This is a genomic window from Streptomyces antimicrobicus, assembly GCF_020532625.1.
GTDB classification, from domain to species: Bacteria; Actinomycetota; Actinomycetes; order Streptomycetales; family Streptomycetaceae; genus Streptomyces; species Streptomyces antimicrobicus.
Genome location: NZ_JAJAUY010000005.1, coordinates 1 through 19,384 on the forward strand (window position 1 = coordinate 1; position 19,384 = coordinate 19,384).

At 74.0% G+C, this 19,384-nt stretch carries 14 protein-coding genes; 7 read left to right on the plus strand and 7 right to left on the minus strand.

Annotated features, from left to right (window positions below):
* Nucleotides 1–96: 96 nt before the first annotated feature.
* Nucleotides 97–696, minus strand: coding sequence for a hypothetical protein (locus tag LG632_RS02225; protein WP_226724602.1), 600 nt, complete (start codon nucleotides 694–696; stop codon nucleotides 97–99).
* A gap of 363 nt (nucleotides 697–1,059) precedes the next feature.
* On the opposite strand from LG632_RS02225, the gene LG632_RS02230 reads away from it, so the two are divergent.
* The 6 genes from LG632_RS02230 to LG632_RS02255 all read left to right on the plus strand — a co-directional run bounded on the left by LG632_RS02230 (nucleotide 1,060) and on the right by LG632_RS02255 (nucleotide 13,422).
* A complete protein-coding gene (locus LG632_RS02230; RefSeq protein WP_226724603.1) occupies nucleotides 1,060–2,625 on the plus strand; it encodes a sigma-70 family RNA polymerase sigma factor in 1,566 nt (521 codons plus the stop codon).
* A gap of 309 nt (nucleotides 2,626–2,934) precedes the next feature.
* Nucleotides 2,935–5,349, plus strand: a complete 2,415-nt coding sequence (locus LG632_RS02235; RefSeq protein WP_226724604.1) for a non-reducing end alpha-L-arabinofuranosidase family hydrolase — start codon at nucleotides 2,935–2,937, stop codon at nucleotides 5,347–5,349.
* 37 nt (nucleotides 5,350–5,386) lie between these two features.
* On the plus strand, nucleotides 5,387–8,014 hold the full coding sequence (locus tag LG632_RS02240; protein ID WP_226724605.1) for an RICIN domain-containing protein: 2,628 nt from the start codon (nucleotides 5,387–5,389) through the stop codon (nucleotides 8,012–8,014).
* 186 nt (nucleotides 8,015–8,200) lie between these two features.
* Nucleotides 8,201–9,022 carry an ABC transporter ATP-binding protein gene (locus LG632_RS02245; RefSeq protein ID WP_226724606.1) on the plus strand — a complete coding sequence of 274 codons (822 nt, stop codon included), beginning with the start codon at nucleotides 8,201–8,203 and terminating at the stop codon, nucleotides 9,020–9,022.
* The gene (locus tag LG632_RS02250) at nucleotides 9,022–11,484 is read left to right on the plus strand and encodes an ABC transporter permease (RefSeq protein WP_226724607.1); all 2,463 of its coding nucleotides are present in this window, start codon (nucleotides 9,022–9,024) and stop codon (nucleotides 11,482–11,484) included. Before LG632_RS02245 ends, LG632_RS02250 begins: the two co-directional genes overlap by 1 nt.
* 687 nt (nucleotides 11,485–12,171) lie before the next feature.
* Nucleotides 12,172–13,422, plus strand: a complete 1,251-nt coding sequence (locus LG632_RS02255; RefSeq protein ID WP_226724608.1) for an outer membrane protein assembly factor BamB family protein — start codon at nucleotides 12,172–12,174, stop codon at nucleotides 13,420–13,422.
* 136 nt (nucleotides 13,423–13,558) lie between these two features.
* Here LG632_RS02255 and LG632_RS02260 read toward each other — a convergent pair whose 3' ends face one another.
* From LG632_RS02260 to LG632_RS02275, 4 genes are all read right to left on the minus strand, one after another.
* Nucleotides 13,559–13,810 (minus strand): hypothetical protein, encoded by a 252-nt coding sequence (locus LG632_RS02260; RefSeq protein WP_226724609.1) that lies wholly within the window; start codon nucleotides 13,808–13,810, stop codon nucleotides 13,559–13,561.
* 373 nt (nucleotides 13,811–14,183) lie between these two features.
* Nucleotides 14,184–14,876: a DUF3618 domain-containing protein gene (locus LG632_RS02265; protein ID WP_226724610.1), complete on the minus strand. Its 693-nt coding sequence runs from the start codon at nucleotides 14,874–14,876 to the stop codon at nucleotides 14,184–14,186.
* Nucleotides 14,852–15,322, minus strand: a complete 471-nt coding sequence (locus LG632_RS02270) for a phage holin family protein (protein WP_226724611.1) — start codon at nucleotides 15,320–15,322, stop codon at nucleotides 14,852–14,854. The genes LG632_RS02265 and LG632_RS02270 overlap by 25 nt, the downstream gene beginning before the upstream one ends.
* 2 nt (nucleotides 15,323–15,324) lie before the next feature.
* Nucleotides 15,325–16,152, minus strand: coding sequence for a hypothetical protein (locus tag LG632_RS02275; protein ID WP_226724612.1), 828 nt, complete (start codon nucleotides 16,150–16,152; stop codon nucleotides 15,325–15,327).
* 228 nt (nucleotides 16,153–16,380) lie between these two features.
* Here LG632_RS02275 and LG632_RS02280 point away from each other — a divergent pair, with 228 nt between their 5' ends.
* Nucleotides 16,381–17,565, plus strand: a complete 1,185-nt coding sequence (locus LG632_RS02280) for an alcohol dehydrogenase catalytic domain-containing protein (RefSeq protein WP_226724613.1) — start codon at nucleotides 16,381–16,383, stop codon at nucleotides 17,563–17,565.
* A 16-nt stretch (nucleotides 17,566–17,581) separates the two neighbouring features.
* Here LG632_RS02280 and LG632_RS02285 read toward each other — a convergent pair whose 3' ends face one another.
* Nucleotides 17,582–18,703, minus strand: a complete 1,122-nt coding sequence (locus LG632_RS02285; RefSeq protein WP_226724614.1) for a sensor histidine kinase — start codon at nucleotides 18,701–18,703, stop codon at nucleotides 17,582–17,584.
* On the minus strand, nucleotides 18,700–19,326 hold the full coding sequence (locus LG632_RS02290) for a response regulator (protein ID WP_264201313.1): 627 nt from the start codon (nucleotides 19,324–19,326) through the stop codon (nucleotides 18,700–18,702). The genes LG632_RS02285 and LG632_RS02290 overlap by 4 nt, the downstream gene beginning before the upstream one ends.
* Nucleotides 19,327–19,384 lie beyond the last annotated feature (58 nt).

Below are 19,384 nucleotides of genomic sequence, written 5' to 3' on the forward strand. Positions count from 1 at the left end.
GCGGGGCGGGGGGGGGGGGGGGCGGGGCCGCGGGCCCCCGCCCCCCCCGGGGGGGAGGCCCGAAGGCCTCCACCCGTAGGACCGGTCGCGCGGGGGTCAGAAGATGCTGCCGCCTCCGGCCCCACCGGCGCCGCCCTGGCCGCCGAAGATGCCGCCGAAGCCGCCCTTGCCGCCCTTGCCGCCGTCGCCGCCCTCGAAGACGCCGAAGCCGCCGCCGCCGCCCTTGCCGCCGTTGCCGCCCTTGATCCAGCCGTCGCCGCCGCCACCGCCGCCGCCGCCGTTCCCACCGAAGAGGCCGCTGCCGCCCTTGCCGCCGTCGCCGCCGTTGCCGCCGACCTTGCCGTCGCCGCCGCCACCGCCGCCACCGCCGCCGCCACCGGAGAGGATGCCGTCGCCGCCGTTGCCGCCCTTGCCGCCGTCGCCGCCGGTGCCCAGGACGCTGCCGCCACCGGAGCCGCCGGAGCCACCGCCGCCGCCGACCAGGCCGCCGCCGCCGTCACCGCCGTCGCCGCCCTTGCCGCCTCCCTCGGGGAAGGCGAAGGCGACCGCCTGGGAGGGCATCGGGGCCGCCGAGGCGGCAGCGGCCGGGAGCAGGACCCCTCCGGTCACCACAGCAGCCGAAGCAACCAGCGACGCGATACGAAAGCTCCGGCGCTTGGGGCGGGTGACTTCGTTGGTGTGAATCTTGCGGATCATGACTTTCTCCTGCCATTGCAAAGGGATATAGGGGGTGTCCCGGAATTCCGGGTTGCGGTGGACTCCGGAGGGAGTGGAATTCCTCTTGCGAGGTCTTCCTGGCCCTTCCGCGTCGCCTCGTTTCCTTTCCGGTGAGGCCCGCACCACAAGTAAGCCCCGGCCGCCGCACCCGGGTCATGTTGCGGAAAGTCGGGACTTGACACCCCCCACGCAACCGCCTAAAAGGCCCCCGCCCCTACCTCGGCGGGAAGGACCATCCCTCTCGTCCGCACCAGGAGGGGCATGATCCACGGCCCACGCGCGGGCTTTGGTCGCACACGCGTGCGGACGCTAGGGTCTGACGCCGTGACGAGGAGGGTGGGAATGGGGCTCACGGACGCGGACCACGCGGAGCTGGTCGTCGCGGCGCAGGCCGGGGACGACCGGGCGCGCCAAGAGCTGATCGCCGCCTACCTGCCGTTGATCTACAACGTCGTCCGGCGAGCTGTGGGCAGACATGCCGACGCCGACGACGTCGTCCAGGAGACGCTGTTGCGCGTGGTGCGCGATCTGCCTGCCCTGCGCGCTCCCGACAGCTTCCGCTCCTGGCTGGTGTCGATCACGCTCCGCCAGATACAGACCCATTGGCAGCGGCAGCGCGTCGCCGCCGGCCGGACCGCGGTCATCGACGAGGCACTCCACATGCCGGACGCCGGCCCCGAACCCGAGGACGCGACGATCCTGCGCCTGCACGTGTCGGACGAGCGCCGCCAGATCGCCGAAGCCGGCCGGTGGCTCGACCCGGACCACCGGGTGCTCCTCTCACTGTGGTGGCAGGAGCGCGCCGGACTGCTGAGCCGTGAGGACATCGCCGCGGCGACGGGCCTCACCGCCGCCCACGCAGGCGTGCGCCTGCAGCGCATGCGCGAGCAGCTGGAACTGAGCCGGACCATCGTCGCCGCGCTGGCGGCCCACCCGCGATGCCCGCAGCTGGCGCAGACCGTCGCCGGATGGGACGGTCTGCACACATCCGTGTGGCGGAAGCGGATCGCGCGGCACACCCGCGACTGCCCGGTCTGCACGGCGACGACGGCGAACCGGGTCCCCGCTGAGCTGCTGCTCCTCAGCCTCGTGCCCCTGGCCGTCCCCGCCGGACTCATCGCCGCTCTGACCGCCAAGGGCCTGCTGTCGGGTTCGGCCGCAAGCGCCGCCGGGGCGGCCATGCTCCCCGTGGCCTCGGGCACGGCGGCGAAGGGAGGCGGTCTGCACGGCGCGGTGACCGGCAAACTCCAGGCGGTGACCGCTCATCCGCTGGCGGGCCTCGCAGTCGGCGCGGTCCTCGTCACGGGGGCCGCCACCTACGCGGCCTGGCCGGAACCGGCGCCCCGGGTGCCCGAGGTCACCGCCGCTCCCGCGGTCGGTCCCACCGCCGGCCGTTCCGCACCGGTCCCGTCGGACACGCCCACGTCGGCCGGGCCGCCCTCGGCGAGTCCGTCCGCCGTCGCGGGAGGCTCTGTTCCGCTGGGCGAGCAGTCGCTGGAGTCCGTGGACCAGCCCGACCTCTACCTGACGTATTCCGGTGACTTCGCGACGCTGGGCCGGATCTCCGCGTCCAGCAGCACGCAGGCACGGCAGCGCGTCACGTTCACGGTGGTCCAGGGGCTGGCCGACACACGGTGCGTCACCTTCCGTGCGGCCGACGGCCGTTACCTGCGGCACCACTACCTGCGGCTGCGGCTGAGCACCGACGACGGCAGCGAACTGTTCCGGAAGGACGCCACCTTCTGCCCGCGCCCCGGGGCGGTCGCCGGGTCGGTGACCCTGTCCTCCCACAACTACCCCGGCTCGGTCGTCCGCCACCGCGACGGCGGTATCTGGCTCGACGGCTCCGACGGTACCCAGGCCTTCGCCGGCCAGGCCTCCTTCGTCGTCCGCAAGGCCCGGTCCTGAGCACAACTCGCTGAGCACTGCTCGCTGAGCACTGCTCGCCGAGCGTCGCGGCCGGGGCCGCGCGCTGACGGCTGCCCGCGCACCGGTACGGGCCTCCCCTTCCCATGGGCGACCGGACGACGGGGCCCGGCGTAACACTTTTCGCCTGCGAGATGCATCACGGGACGATCTCCGGGGCGGCGCGACCTTTTCCGTTACGCGGCCCCGCGCTCGGGAGCCTCCACTTCGTGGGGTTCTTCCCGCCGCTCACCGTGCGAGCCGGCGCGGCAGGCCCCACGCCCACAGGCACCCCCCTAAAGAAAGCGCCCCATGACGCGAGATACCCGTGAAAGCCGCGCGCCACGTACGCAGAAGGGCCTGCACCGGCGCGGTCGGCGTCGCCGGACACTGACGATCGGACTGTCGGCCACGGCACTGGTGGCCGGTGTCCTGACGCTCCTGCCCAGCTCCGCCGGAGCCGCGACCCCGTTGGGCACGCAGGCGGCGCCCTCGGGCAGGTACTTCGGCACCGCTGTGGCCGCCGGCAGGCTCGGCGATGCGAGCTACACCGCCGTCCTGGACCGTGAGTTCACCATGGTCACTCCGGAGAACGAGATGAAGTGGGACACCGTCGAACCGTCCCGCGGCACCTTCACCTTCGGCCCGGCCGATCGGGTCGTCGACCGTGCCGCGGCGCACGGTCAGCGCCTGCGCGGCCACACCGCCGTCTGGCACTCGCAGCTCCCGTCCTGGGTGAGCTCCATCGGCGACGCGAACACGCTGCGCGGCGTGATGAACCACCACATCACCACGTTGATGACCCGCTACAAGGGCAGGATCCACTCCTGGGACGTGGTCAACGAGGCGTTCGCCGACGGCTCCACCCAGCACCGCAGCTCGGTGTTCCAGAACGTGTTGGGCAACGGCTTCATCGAGGAAGCGTTCCGCACCGCCCGGGCGGCCGACCCCTCCGCCAAGCTCTGCTACAACGACTACAACATCGAGAACTGGTCGGACGCCAAGACCCAGGGCGTCTACAGCATGGTCAAGGACTTCACCTCCCGCGGCGTGCCGATCGACTGCGTCGGGTTCCAGAGCCACTTCGGCACCGGTGGCCCCCCGGCGAACTTCCGGACCACCCTGGCCAACTTCGCCGCCCTGGGCGTCGACGTCCAGATCACCGAGCTGGACATCGCCCAGGCGTCGCCGGCCCACTACGCCGACACGGTGAAGGCCTGCCTGTCCGTCGCCCGGTGCACCGGCATCACCGTCTGGGGCATCCGCGACAGCGACTCGTGGCGCAAGGGTGAGAAGCCCCTGCTGTTCGACAGCGGCGGCAACCCCAAGGCCGCCTACACCGCCGTCGCCAACGCCTTCAAGGCAGCCCCCGGTACCACCAACGGGACCGGCACCGGCACGATCAAGGGCGTCGCCTCCGGCCGCTGCATCGACATCAAGGGCTCCACGACGGCCAACGGGACCCAGGCGCAGCTGTGGGACTGCCACGGACGGCCCAACCAGCGCTGGACCCACACCCCCGGCAAGCAGCTGACGGTCTACGGCAACAAGTGCTTGGCCGCCAAGGGCAAGGGCACCGGCAACGGCACCGCGGTGGTCATCGAGGACTGCGACAACAGCGCCGACCAGCAGTGGAACCTCAACGCCGACGGCACGATCTCCGGGGTCCGGTCCGGGCTGTGCCTCGACGCCGTCGGTGCGGGCACCGCCAACCGCACCGGGATCCAGCTGCACTCCTGCTGGTCCGGCGGCAACCAGAAGTGGACCGGCCCGTCCGGGACGCCGGCCCCGCCGACCCCCGCGCCGACGGGCACGTGCGCCCTGCCGTCGACGTACCGGTGGACGTCGACGGGTGCGCTGGCGCAGCCGGCGAACGGGTGGGCCTCGCTGAAGGACTTCACCCACGTGATGTACAACGGCAAGCACCTGGTCTACGGGTCGACCTTCTCGGGATCCTCGTACGGCTCGATGATGTCCGGTCCGTTCACCAACTGGTCGGACATGGCGTCGGCCCGCCAGACCGGGATGAGGCAGGCCGCGGTGGCTCCGACGCTGTTCTACTTCGCGCCCAAGAAGATCTGGGTGCTGGCGTACCAGTGGGGGGCGTGGCCCTTCGTCTACCGCACGTCGAGCGACCCGGCCAACCCCGACGGCTGGTCCGCGCCGCAGCCGCTGTTCACCGGGAGCATCCCCCGCACCGAATCCTCCACCGGCCCGATCGACCAGACCCTGATCGCCGACGACCAGAACATGTACCTGTTCTTCGCGGGAGACAACGGCAAGATCTACCGGGCGAGCATGCCGATCGGAAACTTCCCGGGCAACTTCGGCTCCTCGTACACGACGGTCATGAGCGACACACCCGAGAACCTGTTCGAGGCGCCGCAGGTCTACAAGGTCCAGGGCCAGAACCAGTACCTCATGATCGTCGAGGCAAGGGGCGCGCACCAGGCCCGCTACTTCCGCTCGTTCACCGCCTCCAGCCTGAACGGTCCGTGGAGCCCGCAGGCCGCCTCCGAGAGCAACCCCTTCGCGGGCAAGGCGAACAGCGGCGCCACCTGGACCCACGACATCAGCCACGGTGACCTGGTCCGCGACAACCCCGACCAGACCATGACCGTCGACCCCTGCAACCTGCGGTTCCTCCACCAGGGCAAGGCGCCCGCAGCAGGCGGCCCCTACGACCGGCTGCCGTACCGGCCCGGTCTGCTCACCCTGCAGCGCTGACCTGCCCGATCCACGGAAAGACGCAAGGAGAACACCCATGAAGAACCCCCCGAACGGCGGGCGCCGCGGACGCCACCGCCGTCGCTGGACCGGGACCGGACTGCTGCTCGGTGTGCCCGCCGTCCTCGTGCCGTACCTCCTCTACGTGCAGGACGACTCGCAGGCCGCGACGGTCGACGGCAACGCCTACTACCGGCTGGTCTCCGTACGCAGCGGCAAGGCGCTGGACGTCAACGCCTTCTCCACCGCCGACGGCACCCGCATCCAGCAGTGGACCGACCAGGACACTGCCAACCAGCAGTGGAAACTGCGCCCCACCGGAGACGGCTACTACGAGCTGGTGAACCGCAACAGCGGCAAAGTGCTGGGCATAGCCGGCGACTCGACCGCCCAGGCGGCCGCCGCCGAGCAGCAGACCGACAGTCCTTCGACCTCCCAGGAATGGCGGATGGACGAGGTGAGCGGTTCCGACGCCGTCGTCCTCACCTCCCGCAGGAGCGGCCAGGTCCTGGACGTCTCCGGTGGCTCCACGGCCGACGGCGCGGCGGTCGTCCAGTACCGCGGCCACGGCGGCACCAACCAGCAGTGGAAGCTGGTCCGGACGACCGCACCCGAGGCGGCCGGCTCCGGACCGTACACGTGGCGAAACGCCCAGGTGGTGGGCGGCGGCTACGTCACCGGACTGGTCTTCAACCCCCGGGAGGAGGGCCTGCTGTACGCGCGCACCGACATGGGCGGCGCCTACCGCTGGGACACCGGGGCCGAGCAGTGGATCCCGCTGACCGACTGGCTCGGCGAGAAGGACTGGAACCTGCTGGGCATCGACGCGCTGGCCACCGATCCGGTCGACCCCGACCGGCTCTACCTCGCCACCGGCACCTACACCAACAACTGGGCGGGCAACGGCGCCGTCCTCCGCTCCCAGGACCGCGGCCGCACCTTCCAGCGCACCGACCTGCCCTTCAAACTGGGCGGCAACGAGGACGGCCGCGGTGCGGGCGAACGGCTGGCGGTCGACCCCGCGGCCAACGGCACCCTGCTGCTGGGCACGCGCAAGAACGGCCTGTGGCGCAGTACGGACCACGGCGCGACATGGAGTCAGGTCTCCTCGTTCCCCGTCAAGGACGGGGCGGGCAGCGGTGCGGGCATCTCCTTCGTGACGTACGGCCCGGCCGGCAGCAGGACGGTCTACGTGGGTGTCGCCGACAGGTCCACCTCCCTCTACCGCTCCACCGACGGCGGCAGCACCTGGCAGGCCGTCCCCGGGCAGCCCACCGGACAGATGCCCCAGCACGGCGTGCTCTCCGGCGACGGCTCGCTGTACCTGACGTACACCGACGCGCTCGGCCCCAACGGCGTGACGGGGGGCTCGGTGTGGAAGCACACGCCGGCCGGCGGAGCGTGGAGGAACATCTCCCCGTCCCAGGGCACCTACGGGTTCTCCGGTCTGGCCGTCGACCCGCGCAAGCCCTCCACGGTGATGGTCACCACCCTCGGCCGGTGGTGGCCGGAGGACGAGATCTACCGGACCACCGACGGCGGCACGACATGGAAGGCCCTGGCCGCCACGTCGGTGCGCGACGCCTCCGCCGCTCCGTACATGGGCACCGGCACCGGGCACTGGATGACCGCCCTGGCCATCGATCCCTTCGACTCCGGGCACGTGCTGTACGGCACCGGCAGCGGCATACTGCGCAGCAAGGACGCCAACGCCTCCGACAGCGGCGGCACCAGCCACTGGAGCGTGGGCGCCCGCGGGCTGGAGGAGACCTCGCTGCTGGACGCGATCGCCCCGCCGGGCGGCGCCCACGTGATCACGGCCATGGGCGACCTGGGCGGATTCCGCCACGACTCGCTGACCGAGGTGCCCGCCGGGCGGCTGAAGAACCCGATGATGACCAACAGCACATCCATCGACTTCGCCCAGTCCAACCCCTCGATGATGGTCCGCGTCGGCCGGGGCGGCGCGCAGGACGGCGCCTACTCCACCGACGGCGGCCGCAGTTGGAACGGCTTCGCGTCCGAACCCGTGGCCGGCGCCGACAGCGGCCGGGTGGCGCTCTCGGCCGACGGCTCGGCCGTCGTGTGGACCCAGGCGGGCCAGGCTCCGTACCGCTCGACCGACAAGGGAGCGACCTGGTCGAAAGTCAAGGGCCTGGGCACCGACGCCGTCGTCGTCGCCGACCGCTCCTCGGCCGGGACGTTCTACTCCCTGGCCGGCGGCACGCTCTACGCCAGCACCGACGGCGGGGCGACCTTCACCGCCCGGGCCTCGGGCCTGCCCGCCGACGGCCGGCTCAAGGCCGTCCCCGCAGTCGCGGGCGACCTGTGGATCGCCGGCGGCGGCCAGGGGCTCCTGCACTCCACCGACGGCGGCCGCACCTTCACCCGGCTCGCCGCGGTGAAGTCCGCCTCCGCCGTCGGCTTCGGCAAGGCCGCACCGGGCTCCAACTACCAGGCCCTGTACCTGATCGGCACCGTCAAGGACGTCACGGGCGTCTTCCGCTCCACCGACCAGGGCGCCGGCTGGCTCCGCGTCAACGACGACGCCCACCAGTGGGGCAGCATCGGCGGCACCGGCGTCATCACCGGCGACCCCGACGTCTTCGGCCGCGTGTACGTCGGCACCAACGGACGCGGCCTCCAGTACGGCGACCCGTCCTGACCCCTGCGCCCGTCCGGGGCCGCGGGCCCGGCGGCCCGCAGCCCCGCCACCGCCAGGTGGGGTTTCCCCCACCCCGGAAGCGCGGGACCGCGTCATGGTCCCGCCCCGGGGGCGGTCCGTAGCGTCGGAGGCGTCGATCAAGGACGACACCCACCCACCGACGTGGACAGCGGAAAGGCGGCACACATGGGGCTCCGACGGAGCGGGCGCGGACAGGACGGCACCACGCCGCGCGGGACGGCGTACGGGGCCGCGGCCGCGGCGGGCGCCGTCGAGCTGCGGGGAGTGCACAGGCGGTACGGCCGCGGGTCGGCCGCCGTGCACGCCCTGCGGGGCGTCGACCTGACCCTGCCGCACGGCAGTTTCACCGCCGTGATGGGCCCCTCCGGCTCCGGCAAGTCCACCTTCCTGCAGTGCGCCGCCGGGCTGGACCGGCCCGACTCCGGGTCCGTCCGCCTCGGCGGCACCGAGATCACCGGGATGAACGAGAACCAGCTCACCGTGCTGCGGCGCAGCCGTCTGGGCTTCGTCTTCCAGGCCTTCAACCTGCTGCCCTCGCTCACCGTCGAGCAGAACGTCCTGCTGCCGATGCGCCTGGCCGGCGACCGCCAGGACCGCGCACGGGCCGGCGAACTGCTCGCCCGGGTCGGGCTGCAGGGCAAGGGCGGACGCCGCCCCGCCGAACTCTCCGGCGGCCAGCAGCAGCGCGTCGCCATCGCCCGCGCCCTGGTCACCCGCCCCGACGTGGTCTTCGCCGACGAGCCGACCGGAGCCCTCGACACCACCACCGCCGGGGAGGTGCTGGACCTCCTGCGGGACGCCGTCGACACGCTCGGCGCCACCGTCGTCATGGTCACCCACGACCCGGTCGCCGCCGCCCACGCCGACCAGGTGCTCTTCCTCGCCGACGGCCTCGTCGCCGACCGCCTCCCGCGCAGCTCCGCAGCCGCCGTCGCCGCCCGCATGGCGGGGCTGACCGCGCGCCCGCACCCCGCCGAGGCCGCCTGATGCACGCCCCCAACGGCCTCGCCCGCGCCGCCGTCCGCTTCCGCCCCGCCGCCTTCGGCGGCACCTTCGTCGCCCTCCTGCTGACCGTGGCCGTCGTCAGCGCCTGCGGCATCCTGCTCCAGACGGGGCTGCGGGCCGGTCCCGCCCCCCAGCGGTACGCGGCCGCACCCGTGGTCGTCGCCGCCGACCAGCACGTCACCCAACGCGTGGGACGCGGCGACGGCGCCTACGACCTCACGGCCGCGGTCCCCGACCGCGCCCGGATCCCCGCCGCGCTCGCCGCCACGCTGACCCGGCGGCTGGCCCCCCTCGCGCAGGCCGTACCCGACGTCACCTTCCCCGTCCGCACCCCCGCCGGGCCCGCGACCGCCTCCGGCTGGTCCGCCACCGCCCTGGTCCCCGCGCCGTTGACCACCGGTCGCGCCCCGCAGCGCGGCGAGGTGGTCCTCGGCCCGGCCACCGCGGGCGCGGCCACCGCGGCCGTGGGGGAACGGGTCCGGCTCGACACCCCCGCCGGCGTCCGGGAGTTGACGGTCGCCGGCCACACCGCCGCGGCCGGGGTCTGGCTCGCCGACGCCGACGCCGGCGCCCTCTCCGGGCACCCCGACGCCCTCGACGCCCTCGCCCTGCTGCCCTCGCCCGGGACCGACACCGCCGCGCTCGCCGCGGCGGCTCGTACCGCCGTCGCCGACGCGGGCGGCCACGCCCGGGTCCTCACCGGCGACGCGCGCGCCCTGGACCCGCGCCTCGACGCCGCCAAGCAGCTCCTGACGGCCCTCGGCGGCTCCTTCGGCGGGATCGCCGCCATGGTCGCCGTCTTCACCGCCGCCGCGACCGTCGCACTCGCCGTCGGCCAGCGGTCCCGCGAGTTCGCCCTGCTGCGGGCCGTCGGCGCCACGCCGCGGCAGATCCGGCGCACCGTCGCCACCGAGGCCCTGATCGTCGCACCGCCCGCCGGAGTCGTCGGCTGCCTGCCCGGCACCGCCCTCGCCGCCTGGTGGTTCGACCGGCTGAAGGACAAGGGCGCGATCCCGGCCGGCGTCGAGCTCTCCCTCGGCTGGATCCCCTACGCCTGCGCCCTCGGCCTCGGGCTCGTCACCGCGCTCCTCGCGGGCCTGGCCGCCGCCCGCCGCCCGGCACGGATCCGGCCCGGCCAGGCCCTCGCCGCGGCCGCCGTGGAACGGCTGCGCCCCGGCTGGATCCGCACGCCCCTCGGGTTCGCCGCCCTCGCCGGCGGAGCCTCCTTCGCGGGGCTGGCCGCCTCCGGCGGGGGCGAGGACGCCGCGAACGCCGCACTCGGCGTCGTCATGCTCTTCATGCTGGCCGTCGCGCTGCTCGGGCCGCTGATCGCCCGCGCGTGCACGGCCCTGCTCGGCCTGCCCCTGCGCGGCGCCGCGGCGCCCGGCGCGCTCGCCGCCGCCAACTCCCGTGCCAACGCCCGCCGTCTCGCCTCCGCCCTCACCCCGATCGTGCTCGCGACCGCCTTCTCCTCCACCCTGCTCTTCCTGCACACCAGCGAGGACCGCGCCACCGCCCGGCAGCAGGCCGCGGGCCTGACCGCCGACCACGTCGTCGTCGGCGCCGGCGGGAGCCCGCTGCCCACCGACGCCGCCGCCCGGGCGGCGGCCGTCCCCGGTGTGACCGCCGCCGTCGCCGTCACCCGTACCTCGGTCCTGGTCGCCCACGGCGCGGGCGAGGGCCGCACCCTGCGCAGCGCGTCCGCGCAGGCCGTGAGCGGCGACCCGAGCCGCGTCCAGGACCTCGGTGTGCGCCAGGGGGGCCTGGACCGGCTCGGTCCCGGTACCGTCGCCGTCGACCGGCTCCTGGCCGAGACCGCCGGCCTGGCGCCCGGCGACCGCCTGGAGCTGTGGCTGCCCGACGGCACCCCCGTCCGCCCCGAGGTCGTCGCCGTCTACACCCGCGGCCTCGGTTTCGGTGAGATCACCCTTCCCGCCCGGGACCTCGCCGGACACACCACCTCCGGCGCCCCGACCGAACTCCTCGTCCAGGGGGCCTCCCCCGCCCCCGCCGGCATCGGCACCGTCACCGACGCGGCCGGCCTGAACGCCGCCCGCGCCGTCGACCGGGAGGTCAACGCCTGGGCGAACACCACCATGGCCGCGGTCCTCGGCGGCTTCGCGGCCGTCGCCGCCGCCAACACCCTCGTCATGACGGTCGCCGACCGCCGCCAGGAACTGCGCATGCTCCGCCTGATCGGCACGACCCGCCGCCAGGTCCTGCGGATGGTGCGCTGGGAGGCGCTGCTCATCGCGTGCTCCGGCCTCGCCCTGGGCGCGGCGATCGCCCTGGCCACCCTGCTCCCGATGACCCGGGCCCTGACCGGGGAGGCCCCGCACCTGCCTCCGCTGCTGTGCGGCTCCCTCGTGGCCGGGGTCCTCGCCCTGGCCCTGACCGCCACGTCCCTCCCGGCGCGCCGGGCCCTGCGACCGGCCGGAAGCTGATCCCCCGGGGGGGGTGGCCGGAGCGCCCAGGGCTCCGGCCCGCCCCGGCGGGCGCCCAACGGCCCGGTGCCGCGCCGGGGAACCGGCCTCGTAGCATGGCGGGTACCGCTGTGGCCCACGTGACCAAAGGTGCCCCAGCGGCTTTTCGACCAGCAGACACGGGGGACATGGATGGTTCAGGACAACCGGCCTGAGAGCAGCGGTGCCGACGCCCGGGCGGGCGACCGCAGCGGCGCGGCAGGAGGCGGGGCCACGCCCGCCGCCGACGGCGACGGGCGACCGCCCGGCCCGCCGGTACCACCGCAGCCGACCCTGCCACCGCAGCCGCACCAGCCGTCGGCGGCGCAACCCCAGGCCCACCCGGTGCCGCAGCCGCCGCAGCAGCCGTCGCCCGCGACCGGGCAACCGGCCTTCCCCGGACCGGCGTTCGGCGCGCCCGCCGCCGGAGCGCCGGGGCATGCCCCGCACCCCGGCCACGGCGCCCCCGCCTACCCGACCCCTTCCGCCCACCCGGGCTACGGCGCCCCGGCCGGGCCGTACGCCGGCGGCGGGGCCTTCCCCGCACCGCCCGGCCCGCCGGGCCCGCACGCCTACGCCGGACCCGCAGGACCCGCGGCATGGGGGCACCCCGCCCCCGCGGCGGCCCGGCCGTCCGCAGGGATGTCGGGCGGAAGGATCGCCGCGATTGTGATCGGGTCGGTGCTCGCCCTGGCGCTCGTGGCCGGCGGCATCGTCTTCGCCCTCACCGCCGGCTCCAGCGGCTCCGGGTCGAGCGGCAGCGGCTCCGACAAGCCGTCGGACGCCCTCGGCGTCGCCTGGCAGAGCGCCGAACTCCCGCGCTCCACCGCCTCCTTCGGTTCGAGCGTCCAGTGGCCCGCCCGCTGGACCCGCGGCTCCGTCCTCGCGTACGGCGACGAACACGGCGTCCGCGGTTACGACCTCGCGACCGGCACCCAGAAGTGGCGGGTCGAGCCGCCCAAGGGAGCCGGCGAGCCCTGTGCCATGTCGCCCCGGGTCAGCCTCAAGGGCGTCGGCGCCGTCCTCTTCGACGCGGGCGGCGACGACTGCTCCTACCTCGCCGCGGTCGACATCGACACCGGTTCCGTCCTGTGGGCCAAGAAGGTCGCCACCCAGTACGGCGCCAACGCCCCGCAGGTCCACGTCGGGACCAAGAGCATCACGGTCGGCCTCAACACCACCGAGTCGGTGCAGACGTTCGACGTCCAGAGCGGCGCCGCGGCCGACCCGCTGGCCGGTGCGCCCGTCAACTGCCGCTATTCGTACGTCTTCAGCGCCGAGCACATCGTGGCCAAGCCGCAGTGCCGCAACGAACTGGTCGTCCTCGACACCCAGTACGGCGGATCCCCCCGCACGGTTTCCGACCAGGGCGGAGAGCCGATCGCGATCCTCAACGACCACCCGCTCACCGTCGCCGTCCGGACCGGCGAGGGCGATTCCGGCCCGCCCCGCGTGCTCAACTTCGACAAGGAGGGGCGGAACGCCACGTCCGTGAACCTGACCGGCAAGGCGGCCGAGCTCGTCTTCAAGGACAAGGAGGACGCCTTCACCGAGAAGGGCCTGTTCTTCGGCAAGGTGCGCGACGGCTCCACCGTCGTGGCCGACCTCACGTCCGGCAAGGTGGTGTGGGAAGGCAGGGCGGGCAGCGCCTCCTTCATCGGCTACGAGCCGCTCGGCAACCGCGTGGTGATCGCGGAGTCCGACCCGCAGAAGGCGTACTGGACCCGCGTCGGCGCCCTCGACCCCGCGACCGGCAAGCTCGCGTACGCGGGCACGATGGTGATGCCCGACGGCGGCTACCTCCACCGTTCGGGCACCCTCTACGCGTACGACAGCGGCAAGGTCGTGTCCGTCGGCGAGCGGGCCTCGGACGGCAAGCGCCTGATGGTCACCTTCACGGCTCCTCTGCCCCGGTCGTGACCGGCGAGCGGCGCCCGGCCCGCCCTGCCCCGTCCTGGTGGCGGGGCGGGCCGGGCGCTGCTCGGACCCGTGGAGCGCCGCGCGGGCGCCACCGTGCCGGGGAGCCGTGCCGCGGGGGCCTTCGGGCCCCGCGAGCTCACGCCCCGAGAGCGACGACGACGGACCGGAGCCGTGCGGCCAGCGCGTCGAGGTCGTGCTCGGACGGTGCCCCGGACGGCAGCGTGCCGGCGAGGTCCCGGCCGGAGGCGATCTCGATCGCCCCGGCGTAGCCCGGCGACGTCAGCAGGGCCGTCGCGACGACCTCGGTGCGCCCTTCCAGCACGACCAGGGAGCGGTCCTCGCCCGCCGGCTCCAGCAGCGCACGCACCTGGTCCCGGGTGACGTCCACGACCGCCTCCTCACCGAGGGCCCGACTCCGGCCCGCTGCGCCGACGCGTTCGACCGCTGCCTGCGGCGGCGTCCCCGGCGCCTTCGCGTGCCCCCTCCTGCGTCCCGGCCTCGACTCCCTCCAGCGCTTCGCCCTTCCCCGTACCCCCGTCGTGGTATCCCTCCCGCGCGGAGGCCGTGCCGGGAACGACACGCTCTCGCGCCTGGCTCTCGGAACCCGAGTGGGATCCGGGCTCCTCCTCGTCGCGCGCCCGCGCGAACCTGTCCTTGTCCTTGTGCCTCGGCGCGCTCATCGCGTCTCCTTCCCGGCACCGCTCACGCGGCTGCCCTCGCATGCCCGCCCCCGTGGCGTGCGGGCGGGACCCTGACGGAGATCACTCCGGGCGACCGCCGGTGTCGCGTACCTCCTGGGCGGCGTCCCGGCCGACCTGCCGCAGTCCTTCGGCGGTCTCCCGTCCGGCGGCCTGAGCGTCCTCCTTGGTGGTGGCCATGGCCTCCTGCGCGCTCGACCTGACCGACTCGACCGCTTCGGAAGCGGGGCCGCGCAGTTCCTCCTTCACCTCCTGGGCCGCTTCCACCGCCGTCTGCTTGAGCGGTTCGAGGAGTTCGTCCGCGTGCTGCCGCACCTGCTGCCCGGCGCGTTCCTCCATCTCGGTGGTCGGCAGCAGGGCGGCGGCGAGCATGCCGGCGCCGAACGCCATGATCCCGGCGGCGAGCGGGCTGCCCTGGGTCTGGCGGGTGACCTGCGCGGGCGCCTGCTGAAGGGTCTGGCTGACGGTGTCCACGGCTTCCTTGGCGGTGCCGGTGACGCTCTCCGCCGCCCGTCCGGCCGTGTCGGCGACGCTTTCGGCCGCCCGTCCGGCGGTGTCGGCGACGCCGTGCGCGCTCTCCTGTGCGGTGCCCATCACACGCTCCTTCACCCCTGTCAGTCCGTGCCGCACCGAGGCGGCCTTGCGTCGCGCCACCTTGCGTGGCGTCAGCCTCTCGGCCAGCAGGTCGACGTTGCGCGCGAGGTGTGCGCGCCGGTACTCCACGTCGCTCCTCAGCGCATCGGGTTCCGTGCCCATCGGGCGTCCTCCTTCAATGTCTCCACGGTCTGCTCGGGCTTGAGGTTGACGGTGCGCAGCCGCTTGCGCCCGGTGGCGTACAGGACCGCGCCGACCACCGCCCAGACCGCGGTGACGATCAGCGCCGCCCAGGCCACGTCCATCACGTGGGCGAGGGCGAAGACGACGGTCAGGCTGCCCAGGAGCAGGGCCAGGTGCCCGGCGTACCCGGCGCCGCCGAGCATGCCGACGGCCTTGCCGGCCTTGGAGGCCTCCTGCTTGATCTCCGCCTTCGCGAGTTCGATCTCGTCCCGGACCAGCTGGGACAGGTCCGAGCCGATGTCGCCGATCAGGTCGCCGATCGACGGTTCGCGGGCGTCGCCCTGCGCGGGCCGGGCCGTCGGGGGCGTCGGCGGCACCCCGTGCGCGGTCGGCGCGGCGGGCCGCTGCTGCGAGGAGATGGCCACGATCAGCTCCCTTCCCGCATCGGCGAGCCACCGGAGCCGGGGCGGGAGGGGTCTCCCGTCGCGGGCGGATAGGCCGGGGGCGCGGGTGTGACCGGTGGGGTGTGCGCCACGTGCGGGGGCTGTGACTGCCCGTACGTGTCGAGGGGGTCCGCCCGGCCCGTCTCCGCCAGGCGGTCACGGCCGGTCAGCGCGCCGTCCCCGGCCGACGAGGCCGACGACGCCGGCGACTGCGGGCCGGCCCCCGTCCCGGACGTACCGGCCCCGGGGGAGCCCGGCGACGAGGCCGCGCCGACCCCCTTGCCGACCCGGCCGACGGCGAACCCGGCCAGCGCGGCACCGGCGAGGAACACTCCCGGGCGGCGCCGGGCGAACTCCTGCAGGTCGCTGACCAGGCCGTCCGGGCCCCGCTGCTCAAGGCGCTCGGCCATCTGGTGCCCGCGGTCGGACACCTGGCGGACGAGGCCCGCGGCGGTCGAGTCGGGCCGGCCGTTCTCGCTCATGTCGCGGAGCTCGTCGGCCAGTTTGCGTACGTTGTCGGCCAGGCGCCGGGTCTGCGCGCCCGCCTGGTCCTGGACCTGGTCGCGCAGCTCGCCGACGAGGTCCTTGGCCTGCGCCGCCGCCTCCCCGCCGACGTTCGCGACCTGTTCCCTGGCGGTCTGCGCCACGTCGGTGGCCTTCTCCCCGACCAGGGCGGTCCCTTCGCCGGCCTTGTCCTGGGCGGTCCGTGCCATCTGCTGGGCCGTGTCCGACATGCCGCCCGACGCCGCCGGTCCGGCCGACGTGCCCTGCGGCCGGGCCTCGCGGCCCTGGAAGTCCTGGATCTCACTCAAGGCTCCTCCTGGTGGATGCGAAGCGATCAGTTGGCTTCTCGTACGGCGCGTACCCGGCCCGCCGTCCCGCATCCACCGCCGGGAGGAGTTTCCACGGCGCCGGGGAACATGACGCCGGCATCCCGGCCCGCGGTGCCCGGCACGCATCGTCCGGGCCGCGGAGGGCACACGCACAGCGAGCGGCCGTGGTCGCCCGCGTCCGCCCCCATCACCGGACGAGGAGGCGCCATGAGGGCACTGACCTGGCAAGCAAAGCGCGACGTGCGTGTCGAAACCGTCCCCGACCCGCAACTGACCAGGCCCGACGACGTGATCGTGAAGGTGACGACCACCGGGCTGTGCGGCTCCGACCTCCACCTGTACGAGGTCCTCGCACCCTTCCTCGACGCCGGCGACATCCTCGGCCACGAGCCGATGGGCGTCGTCGAGGAGGCCGGCCCCGAGGTCACCGCCGTGGCCCCCGGCGACCGGGTCGTCGTCCCCTTCAACGTCTCCTGCGGCACCTGCTTCATGTGCAGGCGGGGCCTGCACTCGCAGTGCGAGACCACCCAGGTCCGCGAGCACGGGACCGGAGCCTCCCTCTTCGGCTACACGAAGCTCTACGGCCAGGTGCCCGGCGGACAGGCCGAGTACCTGCGCGTCCCCTTCGGCAACACCCTTCCCGTTCCGGTGCCGGACGGCCCGCCGGACGAACGCTTCGTGTACCTCTCGGACGTCCTGCCCACCGCCTGGCAGGCAGTGCGGTACGCCGGGGTGGAGCCGGGCTCCAGCGTGGCCGTCATCGGGCTGGGACCCATCGGCGACATGAGCACCCGTATCGCCGCCCACCTCGGTGCCTCCCTGGTCATCGGCATCGACCTGGTGCCCGAACGGCTCGAACGGGCCCGCAGCCGCGGCACGGCGGTCCTCGACGCGGAGGAACTCGGAGACGACCTGGTGCGGGCCGTCCGCGACCTCACCGACGGACGCGGACCGGACGCCGTCATCGACGCGGTCGGCATGGAAGCCCACGGCAGCCCGGTCGCCGCGACCGCCCAGCGGGCGACGGGCCTGCTGCCCGACCGCCTCGCCGCGGCGATGCTGAAGCGCGCCGGGGTCGACCGCCTGTCGGCCCTCCACACCGCCGTCGAGCTCGTCCGCCGGGGCGGAACGGTCTCCGTCTCGGGCGTCTACGGGGGCGCCGCCGACCCGATGCCGCTCCTCACCATGTTCGACAAGCAGATCCAACTGCGCATGGGGCAGGCGAACGTACGGCGCTGGGTGGGCGACATCATGCCGCTCCTCACCGACGGCGACCCCCTCGGCGTCGAGGGCTTCGCCACCCACCGCGTCCCGCTGGAGGAGGCACCGGCCGCCTACGAGATGTTCCAGAAGAAGCGCGACGGCGCCGTCAAGGTCCTCTTCACCCCCTGACCCCCTCGCGTCGACGTCAGGCGGGCCGGGTGGGGGCCCGTAGTTCGACCGTGTAGCCGCCCTGGGGGGTGGGTCCGGCGGTGAGCGTGCCCTGCAGCAGTTCGGCGCGTTCCTTCAGGCCGATGAGTCCGTGGCGGGCGCTGGGCAGGGCGACGGTCGTGCGGGTGGGGGCCGTGTTGGTGACGGTGACGCCGAAGTCGTGCGCGTCGTGCCACAGGTGGACGTCGGCGCGGGCTCCCGGGGCGTGCTTGCGCACGTTGGTGAGGGCTTCTTGCACCGTGCGGTAGACGGTCCGCTGGGCGGTGGTGCTGATGCCGGGAGGGAGCTCTCCGGTCAGGGTGGTCTCGATGCCGCTGGTGGCGATGAGCTGCTGGAGGTCGGCGAGGGTGGGTTGGGGGGTGAGTTCGGTCGCCTTGCCGCCGGAGGCGCGCAGCAGGGTGACCATGTGGCGGAGTTCGTCGAGGGTGTTCGCGCTGAGGGTGCGGATGGTGCGGGCGGCCTCGCGGGCGTCGGGGTCCTTGGCGGCGACCTGCAGGGCTCCGGCCTGGACGGCGATGAGGCTGACCTGGTGGGAGACGACGTCGTGCATCTCGCGGGCCAGCTGGGCGCGTTCACGGGCGAGGACGGTCTGGGCGTACAGGACGCGTTCGTGTTCCCGGGCCTCCTCGACCTCGACGAGCTGGCGGGCCACGTCGCGTCTGGCCTGCACGAGTTGGCCGAACAGGACGGGGGCGACGGCTGTGGCCAGCGTGTAGACGAACTGGACGAGCGTCCAGGTCCGGTCGCCGGTCAGCGTGTCGGACAGGGGCCAGGCGAGGGTCTCCGCGGCCGCGTTCAGCAGGGCGCAGCCGGCCAGCAGGGGGCGGTTGCGGGTGGACGCGGCCAGTGTGTACAAGGCGGCGATCGGAGCGACCGCCACGTCCATGAACAGGGTCATGGGCAGGGTCAGCAGGAAGACGGCCAGTGGGAAGCGCCTGCGCAGGGACAGTCCGGCCGAGCCCACGGCGGCGCAGGTCCACATCAGCGGGGTCGCGTCGCCGAAGAGGTTGATCCATGCGTCGAGCGCGGCCAGTGCGACGAGGCCCGCGTCGACGGCCCAGGGCGGCAGGCGCCGCCACCGTGTCCGGCCCGTGCTCATCGTCCGTCGTTCCAGGTCGTGCCGTCGCCGCTGCGGGTGAGCAGTCCGGCGCGCTCGGCGAGGAGCGCGGCCTGGACGCGGCTGGCGACCCGCAGTTTGGTCAGGATCGAGCTGACGTGGTCCTTGACGGTGCCCTGGCTCAGATGGATGCGGGTACCGATGTCGGCGTTGGAGAGCCCTTCGGCGATCAGGACGAGGACGTCGCGTTCCCGGTCGCTGAGGAGGCCGACGCGTGCGACGTCCGCGTCCCGGGGTGCTCCCGCTCCCGGGTGGCCGCGCAGCAGCGCGCGTGAGGCCTTCGGGGACATCACCACCCCGCCCGCGGCCAGGGTGCGCACCAGCTGGGCGAGCTGTTCGGGCTCGGTGTCCTTGAGCAGGAAGCCGGCGGCTCCCGAGCGCAGCGCGGTGAGGATGTACTCGTCGGTGTCGAAGGTGGTGAGCATGGCCACCGCCGGCGGCTCGGGCAGTGTCCGGATCTCCCTCAGGACGGTCAGGCCGTCCACGTCCGGCATGCGGATGTCGAGGAGCACGACGTCCGGCAGCTCGCGCCGGATCACGTCGGCTGCCTGCGCCCCCTCGGCGGTCGCCACGACCTCGATGCCCTCGGACGCGTTCAGGATCATCTGGAAGCCGGACCGCACCAGGGCCTCGTCGTCCACCACCACTACCCGGATCACCGGC